7 protein-coding genes are annotated in these 14,246 nt (G+C 63.4%); 5 read left to right on the forward strand and 2 right to left on the reverse strand.

Going from position 1 to position 14,246, the window contains the following annotated elements; all coding sequences use genetic code 11:
- Positions 1-189: 189 nt before the first annotated feature.
- From QQL76_RS11730 to QQL76_RS11745, 4 genes are all read left to right on the forward strand, one after another.
- Positions 190-870 carry a response regulator transcription factor gene (locus QQL76_RS11730; RefSeq protein WP_499207786.1) on the forward strand — a complete coding sequence of 227 codons (681 nt, stop codon included), beginning with the start codon at positions 190-192 and terminating at the stop codon, positions 868-870.
- A 4-nt stretch (positions 871-874) separates the two neighbouring features.
- Positions 875-2,287, forward strand: coding sequence for a sensor histidine kinase (locus tag QQL76_RS11735; protein ID WP_499207787.1), 1,413 nt, complete (start codon positions 875-877; stop codon positions 2,285-2,287).
- 25 nt (positions 2,288-2,312) lie between these two features.
- Complete coding sequence (locus QQL76_RS11740) at positions 2,313-5,312, forward strand: bifunctional [glutamine synthetase] adenylyltransferase/[glutamine synthetase]-adenylyl-L-tyrosine phosphorylase (RefSeq protein ID WP_499207788.1); 3,000 nt, start codon at positions 2,313-2,315, stop codon at positions 5,310-5,312.
- A gap of 199 nt (positions 5,313-5,511) precedes the next feature.
- Complete coding sequence (locus tag QQL76_RS11745) at positions 5,512-6,144, forward strand: EF-hand domain-containing protein (protein ID WP_499207789.1); 633 nt, start codon at positions 5,512-5,514, stop codon at positions 6,142-6,144.
- 333 nt (positions 6,145-6,477) lie between these two features.
- On the opposite strand, the gene QQL76_RS11750 is transcribed toward QQL76_RS11745, so the two are convergent.
- Both QQL76_RS11750 and pepN read right to left on the reverse strand, forming a co-directional pair.
- Positions 6,478-8,859 carry a PAS domain-containing sensor histidine kinase gene (locus tag QQL76_RS11750; protein ID WP_499207790.1) on the reverse strand — a complete coding sequence of 794 codons (2,382 nt, stop codon included), beginning with the start codon at positions 8,857-8,859 and terminating at the stop codon, positions 6,478-6,480.
- Between the two features lie 135 nt (positions 8,860-8,994).
- Positions 8,995-11,640: a M1 family metallopeptidase gene (gene pepN / locus QQL76_RS11755; RefSeq protein ID WP_499207791.1), complete on the reverse strand. Its 2,646-nt coding sequence runs from the start codon at positions 11,638-11,640 to the stop codon at positions 8,995-8,997.
- Between the two features lie 255 nt (positions 11,641-11,895).
- Here pepN and QQL76_RS11760 point away from each other — a divergent pair, with 255 nt between their 5' ends.
- Complete coding sequence (locus QQL76_RS11760; protein WP_499207792.1) at positions 11,896-14,202, forward strand: xanthine dehydrogenase family protein molybdopterin-binding subunit; 2,307 nt, start codon at positions 11,896-11,898, stop codon at positions 14,200-14,202.
- Positions 14,203-14,246: the final 44 nt, after the last annotated feature.

The raw sequence follows: 14,246 nt of genomic DNA on the forward strand, positions 1-14,246 counted from the left end.
CGTGACGTGGGTCTCCGGTCCGCCGTCTTCGCCCGAGGATGCGCAACCCTGCCCGCGACGCCAGATCCTCGGACGGAGACTTGAAGAGACGGCGAGCCGCCCCCCACGGCTCGCCGTTTCGCATTCGGGTGCGACCGATCCAATTCCCAACCCTGTCCAAGCGTTGAAATTGTGCCTATGAAAGAATTCATGAAAATCCTGCTGATCGAAGACGACCGAGAGGCTTCGACCTATCTGGTCAAGGCGTTTCGCGAGTCTGGAATCGCGGCCGATCATGCAGCCGATGGCGACACCGGCTTTCATATGGCCAGCCAGAACATCTATGACGTTTTGGTCATCGATCGCATGCTGCCGAAGCGCGACGGCCTGTCGATCGTCTCGGAACTGCGTCGGCTCGGCAATGAAACGCCGGTCCTCATCCTGTCCGCGCTCGGCCAGGTCGACGATCGCGTGACAGGCCTGCGCGCAGGCGGCGACGATTATCTCCCCAAGCCCTATGCGTTTTCCGAACTCCACGCCCGCGTCGAAGTTCTCGCGCGCCGCAAGGTTGGCACGCGTGAAAGTGAGACCAGCTACCGGGTCGGCGATCTCGAACTCGATCGACTGTCCCACGAAGTGCGGCGGGGAGGGCGCGACATCACGCTGCAGCCGCGTGAGTTTCGGCTTCTGGAATATCTCATGCGCAATGCCGGCCAGGTGGTGACGCGGACCATGCTGCTCGAGCATGTCTGGGATTACCACTTCGATCCGCAGACCAACGTCATCGACGTCCACATTTCGCGCCTGCGATCGAAGATCGAGAAGGATTTCGACCAACCCTTGCTGCGCACGGTGCGCGGTGCCGGCTACATGATCAAGGCGGATAGTTGAGCCGATGAAGCGGCTGCGCGCCCTCTTCGGCACAACGGCTGTACGCCTGTCGGCGCTTTATCTCGGCCTCTTTGTGCTCTGCGCCGTGGCGCTGGTCTTCTACGTGACCGCCATCTCCGGCAATCTCTTGCGCGCCCAGACCCAGGAAGCGATCGATGCGGAGATGCGGTTTCTTTCGCGGGCCTACCAAACCGGCGGCATTACCCGCCTCGTGCGCGTCGTCGAGCGTCGGTCCCGCCAGCCGGGGGCGGGGCTCTATACGATCACTGCACCGAACGGCGAGATCATCGCCGGCAATGTCGCTTCGCTCCAGCCGGGCACGCTGGACCGCGAAGGCTGGACAGCGCTTCCCTTCCGCTACGATCGCTATACCGAGAACGACGATACAGCGCGCCAGCATACCGCGCTTGCCCAGATCGTGTTCCTGCCGAATGGCATGCGCCTGCTGGTGGGCCGCGATCTCGGCGAGCCGGAGCTCTTCCGCAACCTCGTCCGGCGCGCGCTCGTCATCGCGCTCGCCATAATGGGGTTCGGCGCGCTGGCCATCTGGTTCTTCGTCGGCCGCCGCGCCCTTCAGCGCATCGATCGCATGGACCAGGCAAGCCGCAAGATCATCGCGGGTGATCTGGGGCAGCGTCTGCCAGTGGGCAGTTCAGGCGACGAATTCGACAGGCTTTCGGAATCGCTGAACGCGATGATCGGCCGGATCGAAAAGCTCAACGAAGGCCTGCGCCAGGTCTCCGACAACATCGCCCACGATTTGAAGACGCCGCTGACACGGCTGCGCAACCGCGCCGAGATGGCGCTCGCCGCAAGCGATACGGTCGATGACTATCGCGGCGCCATGGAGGATGTGATCGGCGAGAGCGACCAGCTCATCCGCACCTTCAACGCGCTTTTGATGATTGCCCGTGTCGAGGCAGGATCGGCGGCTGCCGAGCTCCAGGATATCGATCTGTCGGAGATCGTCACCGACACGGTGGAGCTCTACGAACCGCTTGCCGAGGATGCAGGCGTCACCCTGACCACCGCGGTCGCGCCCAGCATCTCCGTCAAAGGCAATCGGGAACTGGTCGGCCAGGCGCTGGCCAATCTTATCGACAACGCGATCAAATATTCGTCTGGCCTGCCGTCGGCGCGGATCGACGTGCGGCTGGAGCGACTGGCAGAAGGCCCGACGATCACGGTGGCCGACAACGGGCACGGCATTCCGGCCGACAAGCGCGCCGCTGCCGTTCAGCGCTTCGTCCGGCTCGATGACAGCCGCTCGCGCCCGGGCACCGGCCTGGGGCTGAGCCTTGTGGAGGCGGTGATGCATCTTCATCGCGGCCGGCTTGAACTGCTGGACGGCCTCCCGCATGAAGAAGCCGATGATTTACGGCCGGGACTCGCCGTCCGAATGCTGTTCGACGGCTAAGAATTCCGGCGCCTGGGAGGGCGACGTGACGAAGACTGAACTGACCACCGCCGCCCCCCTTGCCGACCTTCTGGCTTCGCCGCTTCGGCCGTTGTCCAAAGTCGACGAGAAATCGGCTCGTTCGGCATTGAAGGATTTTGCCGCGCGGGCTCCCGCATTGGGGGAGGCGCTGGCGAAGAACAGCGCGCTCGCCGCTTTCCTCGCGGCGACCTTCTCCCTGTCACCATTTCTGCGCGATACCGCTTTCGCAGATCCGGCGATGCTGGCGCGCGCGGTTACCGAACCGCTCGATCACAATCTTGACGCGCTGTGCCGGCAGGCACGCCAGGCGTGGAAACCTGCCGGAGACGCTGAAGGCCCGGTAACCGAGCAGGCCCTGATGGCCTCGCTGCGGCGGCTGAAGCGCGAGGCGGCGCTGACGCTCGGGCTGGCCGATCTTGCAGGCGTCGCATCTGCCGCCGAAACGACCGCCTGGCTGAGCGATGTGGCCGAAGCAAGCCTCGCCGCCGCAATCGATTTCCTGCTGCTCGGTCTGGATGATGCCGGCAAGATCACGCTGCCCGATCGCGCCAGTCCGTCCCAGGGCTCGGGCCTCATCGTGCTGGGCATGGGCAAGCTCGGCGCGCGCGAACTGAACTATTCTTCCGATATCGACATCGTTCTGTTTTTCGAGCCGGATGCCCGTGTGCTGAAGGATCCGGGCGACGGGGCCGATCTCTTTTCCAAGATGGCGCGCCGGCTGATCCGCATCATGCAGGAGCGCACCGGCGATGGATATGTCTTCCGCACCGATCTCCGGCTGCGTCCGGATCCCGGCTCGACGCCGCTCGCGATCCCGGTCGAAGCTGCGCTGAATTATTACGAGGGCAGGGGCCAGAACTGGGAGCGCGCCGCCTTCATCAAGGCGAGGCCCGTCGCGGGCGATCTGGAGGCCGGTCAGCAGTTCTGCCGCGAGCTCGTACCCTTCGTCTTCCGCAAATATCTCGATTATGCGGCGATTGCCGACATCCATTCCATCAAGCGCCAGATCCACGCCCATCGCGGTTTCGGCGATATCGCGGTCAAGGGGCACAACGTCAAGCTCGGCCGCGGCGGCATCCGCGAGATCGAGTTCTTTGTCCAGACACAGCAGCTGATCGCCGGTGGCCGCATGCCGGCCCTGCGCGGGCGGCGCACCGACGAGATGCTCCAGGCGCTGGTGCAGGCCCGGTGGATCGATGCCGAAACCGCCGAGACGCTGACCGAAGCCTACTGGTACCTGCGCGATATCGAGCACCGCATCCAGATTGTCGGTGACGAGCAGAGCCACACTTTGCCGGAGACCGAAGCGGAGCTGAAGCGCATTGCCTATCTCGCCGGGCACAAGGACACCAAGGACTTCGCCGCCGACTTCACGCGCCGTCTGAAGACGGTCGAGCACCACTATGCCGAACTCTTCGAGCACGAGAGCCATCTCTCCGGCGAGGCCGGGAACCTCGTCTTCACCGGCGAGGATGACGACCCCGACACGATGGCGACGCTGAAGCGGCTGGGCTTCGACAAGCCCTCGGAGATCGCGAAGATCATCCGCACTTGGCACTATGGCCGCTACCGCGCGACCCAATCTGCCGAAGCGCGGGAACGCCTGACCGAACTGACGCCGAAGCTTCTGACCGCGTTTGGCCGCACGCGGCGCGCCGATGAGGCATTGCTGCGCTTCGACAGCTTCCTCTCCGGCCTGCCATCGGGCATCCAGCTGTTCTCGCTGCTCAGCCAGAACCCGGGGCTGCTTTCGCTCATCGTCACGATCATGTCGTCGGCGCCGCGTCTGGCCGACATCATCGCGCGCAAGCCGCATGTCTTCGACGGCATGCTCGATCCGTCGCTGCTCGCCGAACTGCCGACGCGCGACTATCTCAAGCAACGTCTCGATGCGTTTCTGCTCGGCAATTTTGCCTATGAGGAGATCCTCGATCGGCTGCGCATCGTCGCTTCCGAACAGCGCTTCCTCATCGGCGTGCGCCTGCTGACTGGTGCGATCAACGGCGAGCGCGCCGGGCGGGCGCTCACCGATCTGGCCGACCTCATTCTCGCAACGACGCTGCAGGCAGTGGAAGCGGAAGTCGCCGCGGTGCACGGCAAGGTGCCCGGCCAGCGCGTGGCCCTGCTTGGCATGGGCAAGCTCGGCAGCCACGAAATGACGGCCGGTTCCGATATCGATCTGCTCCTGATCTACGACCACGACCCCGAGGCCGATGAATCTGACGGTAAGAAGCCCATCGACCCGCCGCGCTATTTCGCCCGGCTGACGCAGCGCCTCATCGCCGCCCTGTCGGCGCCGACATCGGAGGGTGTGCTCTATGAGGTCGATCTGCGCCTGCGCCCTTCCGGCAACAAAGGCCCGGTCGCGACCCGCATCAACGCGTTCGCAAAATATCAGCGCGAAGAAGCCTGGACATGGGAGCACATGGCGCTGACCCGGGCGCGGACCGTCGCGGGTGATGAGAGCCTCAGGGCGGATGTCGACACGATCGTGGCCGAGATCATTGCCGGTCGGCCGGATCGGGCGAAAATCGCGTCCGACGTCTTGGAGATGCGCCAGCTGATGGATCAGGAAAAACCACCGAAGAGCAACTGGGACCTGAAGCTCATTCCCGGCGGTCTGGTGGACATCGAGTTCATGGCGCAGCATCTGGCGCTCGTGGAGGCATTCCCGGACGGCGCCGAGCGACCGACGACCACCGCTGATGTGTTGACGGCTTTGGGGCCAAGGAAGCTTAAAGCCGACGATCTGGAGACGGTGCTGGCCGCTTTGTCTCTCGAGACGGAGCTTTCGCAGATGATGCGGCTCTGCCTCGACGGCGATTTCGACCCCGCCGAGGCCCCCGCCGGCCTGATCGACCAGCTCTGCCGAACGGCCGAATTGCCGGACCTGAAGACGCTCGAGGCGGATCTGAAACGGCAGGCAAAGCAGGTGCGCACGATCATGCTCGGCCTGTTGAACGCCGATATCGGACAGGCCTCCGCGGCGCGCAGCAAGGGTTGATCGACTCCAGCTTCGAGCGGCAAGTCTCTGCAAAGATTACTGAATTGTAATGCCGTGGTCATCCGCCATTCATCGGCCGAATGGCACCTTCCTTCCCAGAGCTTCGGTTGAACGCCGCGGCTTTGCCGGACCGGATCCGGTCGATCTCAATGGCCCGAAGCCGCTTGGAAGCGGACTGCGCCCACGAAGGAGTATGAGGATGACAATCGCACGCAAGGCCACTTTGGCGACATTGATCGCGGCCCTTCTCGCCACGTCGAGCTTCGCGATCGCCCAGCAATCCGATAACGCCGACGACCAGACGGTGCCCGCGATCGAAGAGCCGATGGACGATGATGCCGGTTCCTTGGAAGGCGACGATGCGGACATCATGGAAGAAGACGCCGATGCCGGCCCGGCCATGCGCGGCCCCGGTCGCCGCGCGGACCGCATGCTGCAGCGGCTCGATCAGGACGGCTCGGGCGATATCAGCGTCGAGGAATTCAGCCAGCGCCGTCTCGGCTGGTTGAGCGAAGCCGATGCGGATGGTGATGGCGTGATCTCCATGGAAGAACTGACGAGCGCCATCGACCAGCGCCGCCAGGAACGCCGCGAAGCCCGCTTGCTGGCCCGCTTCGACATCAATGGCGACGGCCAAATTACCATCGAGGAACTGGAGCGCCACCAGGAAAAGCGTTTCGCTCTCATGGACCGCAACGATGACGGCGTGCTGACCGCAGACGAAATGCCCCGTCGCGGCGAGGGCATGCGCGGCCCGCACGGCCGCATGGGCCACCACGGGAAGGGTCCTGGGGGCGGTCACCACGGCATGATGGAGCGTTACGGCCGATAGGCGCGGCCTTCTTGCTCAGTGCAGATCACTCCCGGGCTAGAGCGTTTCCAGGTGAAGTGGCTACCGGTTCAGCGCCGGAAACGCGACAAATCAGAAACTTAGAGCCGTTGAGCGATTTGAAGAAACGCGAAACTGCTCTAGGTCCGGGGGTGAAAGTCATTTGAATCGCCTTCTCATGGAGCACCGCAGATGGTCGGGACAAGCCCGACCATGACGGTGAAGCGATAGAGCCAAACACTTCGGATTCCCGTCATCCTCGGCCTTGTGCCGAGGATCTACCGCACCATCCAAGCAACGAGTGCCAATGGATCCGCGTCAGACGAACGGGTAGCCTCAAGCCACCCGCGCTTCGTACCGTCCCTGCTCATTGGCGAACGCGATGACGTTCGACATGCGGCGCTGCTCGCGGTTGGGGATGCGGATCGAGACGATGGTTCCGACGCCTTCGATCGACTTGATGCGCATCGTTCCACCGTGCAGTTCGGTCAACGACCTGGAAATTGCGAGCCCTAGACCCGAGCCGCCATTGGTGCGCGAGAACTGGTTCTGCACCTGCTCGAAGGGCTGTCCGATCTTGCCGAGCGACGATTTCGGAATGCCGATGCCGCTGTCGGCGATCGACAGGATGACGGCACCGGACACTTTGCGCGCGGTGACGGCCACGCGACCACCTTCGTCGGTGAATTTCACGGCGTTCGACAGAAGGTTGAGCAGGATCTGCTTCATCGCACGGCGGTCCGCCGGCAACGCCAGGCCCGGCTCGATGCGCTGCACCACGTGAAGGTGCTTCTTTTCCGCCGGGATGGCGGTCAGGCGCATGGCTTCCTCGACGAGAGGTGCCAGGTCGATCGCTTCGCGCTCCAGCTTCATCTGGCCGGCCTCGATCTTCGACATGTCGAGAATGTCGTTGATGACGTTGAGCAGATGCGTGCCGGATCCGTGGATGTCGCGGGCATATTCCACGTATTTGTCCGAGCCGAGCGGTCCGAACATGCCCGTGTGCAGGATTTCCGAGAATCCGATGATGGCATTCAGCGGTGTGCGAAGCTCGTGCGACATGTTGGCGAGGAAGGCCGACTTCGCCTGGTTGGCCGCCTGGGCGCGTTCCTTCTCGGCCATGTAGTTGGCGTTGAGCTCTGAGAGCTCGACCGTCTGGCGCTGCAGCTTCATGCGCGAGTTCGACAGGTCGCCGATGGTCGCCATCAGGCGCTTCTCGGAATCGGCCAGCCGCTCCTGCTGGCGCTTCAGCTGCGTGATGTCCGTGCCGACCGACACGAGGCCGCCGTCGCGCGTGCGGCGTTCGTTGATCTGCAGCCAGCGCCCGTCGGCAAGCTGCACTTCGCTCGTCTGCGACTGCTGGATCGTGCCGCCATCGGCCATGCGGCGCTCCACCACCGGCCGTGTCGAGGCCGCATAGACCACGGCGCGCGGCGTGCCGGGGCGCAGCACCTCGTCCGGCAGGCCGTACATGGTGCGGTAGTTTGAGTTGCAGAGCACGAGCTCTTCGTTCTTGTCCCAAAGCACGAAGGCTTCGGACGTGCTTTCGATCGCCTCGAACAGGCGCTGGTCGGCCTCGGCCGTCTTCTGCACGAGCTTGTGCTGCTCGGTCACATCCATGGCAATACCGATGAGATGTGTCTGGGTCGACGAGCGGTCGATCACCTGCGCACGGGCGCGCATCCACACATAATGCCCGTCGGCGTGGCGCATGCGGAAAATCTGGTCGACCTGCTTGGTCTCGCCGCGTGCGATGGATCGGGCAATCGAATAGAGATCGCTGTCGTCGGGATGCATGAGCCGCATGGCATCCCCGAACGACAGCACGCAGTCGCGCGGCGGCATGCCGAGCATTTCGTACATCGAGCTCGACCAGTACATACGCCCCCGCGCCATGTCCCAGTCCCACAGACCGCAGCGGCCGCGCGAGAGCGCCGTGTCCACCCGATGATGCGATTCCATGTAGATGTCGTCGGCTTCCCGTGCCCGGGTGGCCTGGCTGAAATAGGCGTAGAGGATGACGAGCAGCACTGCCGACGTGGCCGTGAACAGCGTGACGTTCAGCGACACGGAACGGCGCCAGTCCTCCATGATCGGCGTCAGCGGTGCAAGCGTCAGCACCGAACCTTCGCCCGATGGCAGATGGGATACACTGACGAGATAGGACACGTCGCCATGCTCGATCTCGCCGACACCGGCGCGCTGGCCGAACCGCCACATGGCGGAGCTTTCAGGCGCGAGCACATGGGCGGAAAGGCCGATGAGAGAGGAGCCATTGGCCGTTGCAGCAAAGACCCGCGCCGTGGTGTCCGCCACGAGCATGATCTGGCCTTCGCTCAGCCGTTCCGCAGGCAGCAGCCGGTTGAGGCGCGCCTCGGTATCCCAGCGGGCGGTGTCGCCCGATAGATCGGCATCCGACAGGATGGCGCTCGCGGCAGTAACGGCCATGACGACGGCGTCGCGGCCTTGATCGATGGCGGCTTCGCGCTGCCCGGTCAGGTCGACAAGACGCGCTGCCCCTACCACCAGCAGGAAAACGACGATGAGGATGGGTATGGAGCGCTTGAGATACGGTTCAGCCTTGACCAGCTGCGCGTAAGTCGGCCGGGCGAAGAGCTTGGCGTGTCCTGCGAGATTTCCATCCCACGCTTTCGCCCCACCCTTGTCGGTGGACATGGCAAGGCCATCGGCCGCGCCCAAAGGCTGCGCTTCCGCCATCGTTCCCAACTTCCTTCTGGAGCGATTCGGCTATCCCATCTCCGAATCTGCCCTAAGGAATCATGGGCGAATCGTGTTGTCCAGAGCCGGCGGCAATCTTTCTTTAACCTTCTCGGCCCCCGCGTTTCAGGTGCCCTATGCCAGCGTTCGTTTCACGATGTCGCTGACGTCGGTGGAGAGCCCCTCGGCCGCGGCAATTCGCGAAAGCGCAGCGCGTGCGTGTTCGCGTCGACCGGCTTCAAGCGAGCGCCAGGAGCGCATGGAGGTCAAAAGGCGGGCGGCGAGCTGCGGGTTGCGGGCGTCGATCGCAAGCACCTGATCGGCGAGGAACCCGTATCCCGCGCCGTCTTCGCGGTTGAACCCCGTGGGGTTGCCCGATGCAAAGGCGCCGATGAGCGCCCGCACGCGGTTCGGGTTGGAGAGCGCGAAATGGCGTGTTTCCATCAGCCCCTTCACATGATCGAGCGTATCGGCGCCCGGCGCCATGGCCTGAATCGACAGCCACTTGTCGATCACCAGCGGGTCGCCGCCAAAGCGTGTCTCGAAAGCCGCGAGAGCTTGTGTGGCCTCGGCCGATCCCGGGAAGAGATGCGCCAGAACCTGAAGCGCCGACGCCATGTCCGTCATGTTGTCGGCTTGGTCGAAAACGCCAAGCGCGCGTTTGGAATCCGCATCGGCAATCGAGAGGTAGCTGAGCGCAACGGCCCGCAGCGCGCGCTTGCCCGCACTGATCGCATCCGGCGAGAAGAGCCCGGGCGTCGCCATCTCGTCGAACAGTTTTTCCGCAACCGGTCTGAGCACCTGGGCGACCGCGGCAAGCACGGCATCGCGGCCGCGCTTGATCGCATCTGGATCGATGTTGCTGCCGAGTTCACGCGCAATGTCGGCCTCGCTCGGCAGGCTGAGCGCCTGGGCGCGGAAGGCCGGCTCCAGCGTCTCGTCGCTGGCACTGGCGATCAGCGCCGCGATTAGGTCGGGGTCGACCGACACCGCCCGACCGTCACGCGAGAACTTCGCCGCATCCAGCAGAATCCGCATCGCAAATTCGTTCAGCGCCTGCCACCGGGCAAAGGAATCGCTCTCGTGCTTCGCAATATGGGCGAGATCGGTCGATGCCTGTTCAAAGGACAAATTGATCGGCGCGGAAAATCCGCGGTTGAGCGACAGCACCGGCCGGCCGCCCATGCCCTTGAAAACGACACTCTGGCGGCGTTCGGTCAGATGGATCACGTCGCCATCGACGCGCGCACCTGAAACCTCCGCTGGTTCAGCTTCGCTTCCGTCTTCGAGCAGCAGCCCAAAGCGCAGGGGGATGTGCATGATCTTCTTGGCGCTTTCACCCGGTGTTGCGGCCACCGACTGTTCCAGATCGACAGTCAGGCTGTCGGAACGCTGGTCGTAGTTGACGGACACGCTGACGGTCGGCGTGCCGGCCTGATGGTACCAGATGGCGAACTGGGCAAGGTTGGTGCCTGTCGCATCCTCGAAGGATTTGACGAAATCCTCGATTGTCGCGGCTTCACCGTCATGGCGCTCGAAATAGAGATCCATGCCCTTGCGGAAGCCCTCGGCGCCGAGGATCGTCGCGATCATGCGCACGACCTCCGAGCCTTTCTCGTAGACCGTCGCCGTGTAGAAATTGTTGATCTCGCTATAGGTCACCGGCCGGGGCGGGTGTGCGAGGGGGCCCGCATCCTCCGGAAACTGGTGAGCCTTCAAGAGCCGCACCTCGGCAATGCGCTTGACCGGGCGCGAGCGCATGTCCGCAGAGAATTCGTGATCGCGGTAAACGGTCAGCCCTTCCTTGAGGCAGAGCTGGAACCAGTCCCGGCAAGTGATTCTGTTGCCGGTCCAATTGTGGAAGTACTCATGCGCGATGATCGCCTCGATATTGGCGTAGTCGGCATCGGTCGCAGTCTCAGGGTCAGCCAGCACATATTTGTCGTTGAAGACGTTGAGACCCTTGTTCTCCATCGCCCCCATGTTGAAATCGGACACCGCGACGATTTGGAAGATGTCGAGATCGTATTCGAGCCCGAAGACGTCCTCGTCCCACTTCATCGAGCGCTTCAGCGCATCCATGGCATAGGCCGCGCGCGACTCCTTGCCGTGCTCGACATAGATCTTGAGACCGACCGACCGGCCCGACGCGGTGGTGAAGACATCGTCGACGACGCCGAGGTCACCGGCGACCAGCGCAAAGAGGTAGGACGGCTTGGGGTACGGATCGTGCCAGATCGCATAGTGCCGGTTTCCATCGAGCGCGCCGGCTTCCACGGGATTGCCATTCGAAAGCAGGAGCGGGGTCTCGCTCCGGTCTCCCTCGATCCGAACGGTGTAGACGGCGAGAACATCCGGCCGATCAAGGAAATAGGTGATCCTCCGGAAGCCTTCCGCCTCGCACTGGGTGCAATAGACGTCATTCGAGCGATAGAGCCCCATCAGCTGCGTGTTGGCGGCCGGGTCGAGCCTTGTCGTGACCGTCACGGAGAAAGTGCCATCCGCCGGCAGATCGTGGATCGTGAGCCGATCCGGCGTGACGTCGTATCTCTGGCCCTCCGCGGTTTCATTGTCGATGGAAAGCGAAACCAGTTCCAGCGCGTCGCCGTCGAGCACCAGCGGTGCATCGGTCGGAACGCCATCGCGGCGACGGAGCGTCATCTGGCTCACCACTTCCGTGTCCGCGCCGGCCAGGCGGAACGTCATCGACACCGTCTCGATGGCAAAATCGGTCGGACGGTAATCGCTCAGATGAAAAACCTGGCCGGTCTCGGTACGCATGAATGGCACGCCTTGCTGACTGTGAGAAAATAGTGCTGTCCTATCGGAACAGCGTTGCCATGGAAAGCGCGGCGGCAATGCTGGCGCCGATGGGCAAACGATGTTTTTACCTATTCGGGCTCGACATTCGCGCGCTTGGATTTAACTATCGGACGGTCAGAAAGCGGCCGGTGCGATCTCAGCACCCGTTTCGCTTTCGCGTCATTCGGCTCCGTCTCCCAAGCCGCCTTCATCGACGAGATACAGGACAATTTCATGACGATCGCTACACCGAAATTCGGAGTGGGTGCTTCCGCCTTGCGCAAGGAAGACGATGCGCTGATCAAGGGCGAGGGCCGCTATACCGACGACGTCAAGCGCGAAGGCGCGCTGCATTCCTATGTGCTGCGCTCGCCCCAGGCAGCCGGCTCCTTCAAGATCGGGTCGCTCGACGAGGCAAAGGCGGCGCCCGGCGTGAAGCTTATCCTCATTGCCAAGGACATCGCTCATCTCGGCCCGATCAAATGCATGGCCAAGGCCAAGCAGCCGAGCGGCGAGGAGCACCCGGTGCGCGATATTCCGCTGCTGGCTGCGGACCGGGTGAGCTATGTAGGCGACGCGATCGCCTTCATCGTTGCCGACAGCATCGATCAGGCACAGGACGCGGCCGAACTGATCGAGGTCGATTACGATGCCGAAGACGCCCAGACCGATCTTGCGACCGCGCTCGATGAGGGGGCGCCGCTCGTCTGGCCGGAACTCGGCAGCAATCAGCTCTATCTCCACGAGAACGGCAACTGCGAAGCGACGGCCAAAGCCTTCGATGCCGCCGCGCATGTCACCACGATCCAGTTCGTCAATAACCGCCTTGTGTCGAACTATCTGGAGCCGCGTGCCTGCGTCGCCGAGTGGGATGATGAAGCAGGCTTCACCATCGTGGTCGGCAGCCAGGGCGTTCACTCCATGCGCCGGGCGCTGGCGCAACACGTCTTCAAGATGGATCTCGATAAGGTCCGCGTCATCAGCCATGACGTCGGCGGCGGCTTCGGCACCAAGATGTTTGCCTATCGCGAATATCCGCTCGCCATGGAGGCTGCACGGCTCCTGAAGCGTCCCGTCAAATGGACGTCCGATCGCACCGAGCATTTTCTCACCGATGCGCATGGCCGTGACAATCTTGTCACCGCGTCGATGGCCATGGATGCGGATGGCCGCTTCACGGGCCTCCGGATCGAGACGATCGCCAATATGGGCGCCTATTGCCACACATTCGGTCCGAACATTCCGGTGATCGGCTCAACCATGTCGACTGGCGTCTACGACATTCAGAACCTCGATCTCACCATTAAAGCGGTCATGACCCACACCGCGCCGGTCGATGCGTATCGCGGCGCTGGCCGGCCCGAAGCTGCCTATCTGATCGAGCGCCTGGTCGATGCCTGCGCGCGCGAAACCGGCCGCAAGCCGGAAGAGCTTCGCCGTATCAATTTCATCCGGCCCGAGCAGTTTCCCTACAAGACGCCCACCGGCCGCCAATACGACGTGGGCGAATTCGACGGGCACATGACCCAGGCGATGGACCGTGCCGGCTGGGCTGATTTCGAAGCCCGGCGCGCGGAAGCGGCGTCTCGCGGCAAGCTGCGCGGCATCGGCATGGCGACCTACATCGAGGCCTGCGCTTTTGCCGGCTCCGAACCGGCCCATCTCGAACTGAACGGTGACGGCACGATCACGCTCTTCATCGGAACCCAGACGAACGGGCAGGGCCATGCGACGGCCTACAGCCAGTTCATCGCGGAAAAGATCGGCATCGATTTCGACAAGATCATCGTGCGCCAGGGCGACACCAAGGAGCTCGATCGCGGCGGCGGCACTGGCGGTTCGCGGTCGATTCCGCTCGGCGGCGTCTCGGTCTCCAACGCCTCCGAGATTCTTGCCGAGAAGATCCGCAAGCTCGCCGGCAAGGAACTGGAAGCCGGGCCAGAGGATATCGAACTGGTCGATGGCCAGGCGCGCATCGTCGGCACGGACCGCGCGGTCAACTACGGCGATCTCGCAAAAGGCGCGACCGATCCGGAAGATCTGAAAGCCATGTCCGACATCAAGCAGGACGAGGCGACCTATCCGAACGGGACCCACATCGCCGAAGTCGAGATCGATCCCGAGACCGGCCATGTGGATGTTGTCGCCTATACGATCGTCGACGATTTCGGCGTGACGGTGAACCCTATTCTTCTCATGGGCCAGGTCCATGGCGGCGTCGTGCAGGGCATCGGCCAAGCGCTCGGCGAGCAGGCGGTCTACAGCGACGACGGCCAGCTGATCACCGCCTCCTTCATGGATTACGCCGTGCCGCGGGCAGACAACGTGCCGTTCATCCAGTTCGAGACGCGCAATGTGCCGTCTACGACTAACGCGCTCGGCATCAAGGGCGCGGGCGAGGCCGGCACGATCGGGGCGTGTCCGTCGATCATGAACGCCCTTGTTGACGCGCTCGATGGCCCGCTCGGCATCCGCCACGTAGAAATGCCCGCAACGCCGGATCGGATGTGGGCACTGATCCAAGACGCGAAGGGCCACTAAGCGCCGAAATAACCCTGGGCGAGGGACGGTCTTCCGGTTCTTGA

Source organism: Rhizobium albus (assembly GCA_030160035.1).
Classification (GTDB): domain Bacteria; phylum Pseudomonadota; class Alphaproteobacteria; order Rhizobiales; family Rhizobiaceae; genus Georhizobium; species Georhizobium albus.

Bases quoted from the DNA above. Each gene is read 5' to 3' on its own strand.
- QQL76_RS11730 (WP_499207786.1), top strand. From the start codon at position 190: ATGAAAATCCTGCTGATCGAAGACGACCGAGAGGCTTCGACCTATCTG.
- QQL76_RS11735 (WP_499207787.1), top strand. From the start codon at position 875: ATGAAGCGGCTGCGCGCCCTCTTCGGCACAACGGCTGTACGCCTGTCG.
- QQL76_RS11745 (WP_499207789.1), top strand. From the start codon at position 5,512: ATGACAATCGCACGCAAGGCCACTTTGGCGACATTGATCGCGGCCCTT.
- QQL76_RS11750 (WP_499207790.1), bottom strand. From the start codon at position 8,859: ATGGCGGAAGCGCAGCCTTTGGGCGCGGCCGATGGCCTTGCCATGTCC.
- pepN (WP_499207791.1), bottom strand. From the start codon at position 11,640: ATGCGTACCGAGACCGGCCAGGTTTTTCATCTGAGCGATTACCGTCCG.
- QQL76_RS11760 (WP_499207792.1), top strand. From the start codon at position 11,896: ATGACGATCGCTACACCGAAATTCGGAGTGGGTGCTTCCGCCTTGCGC.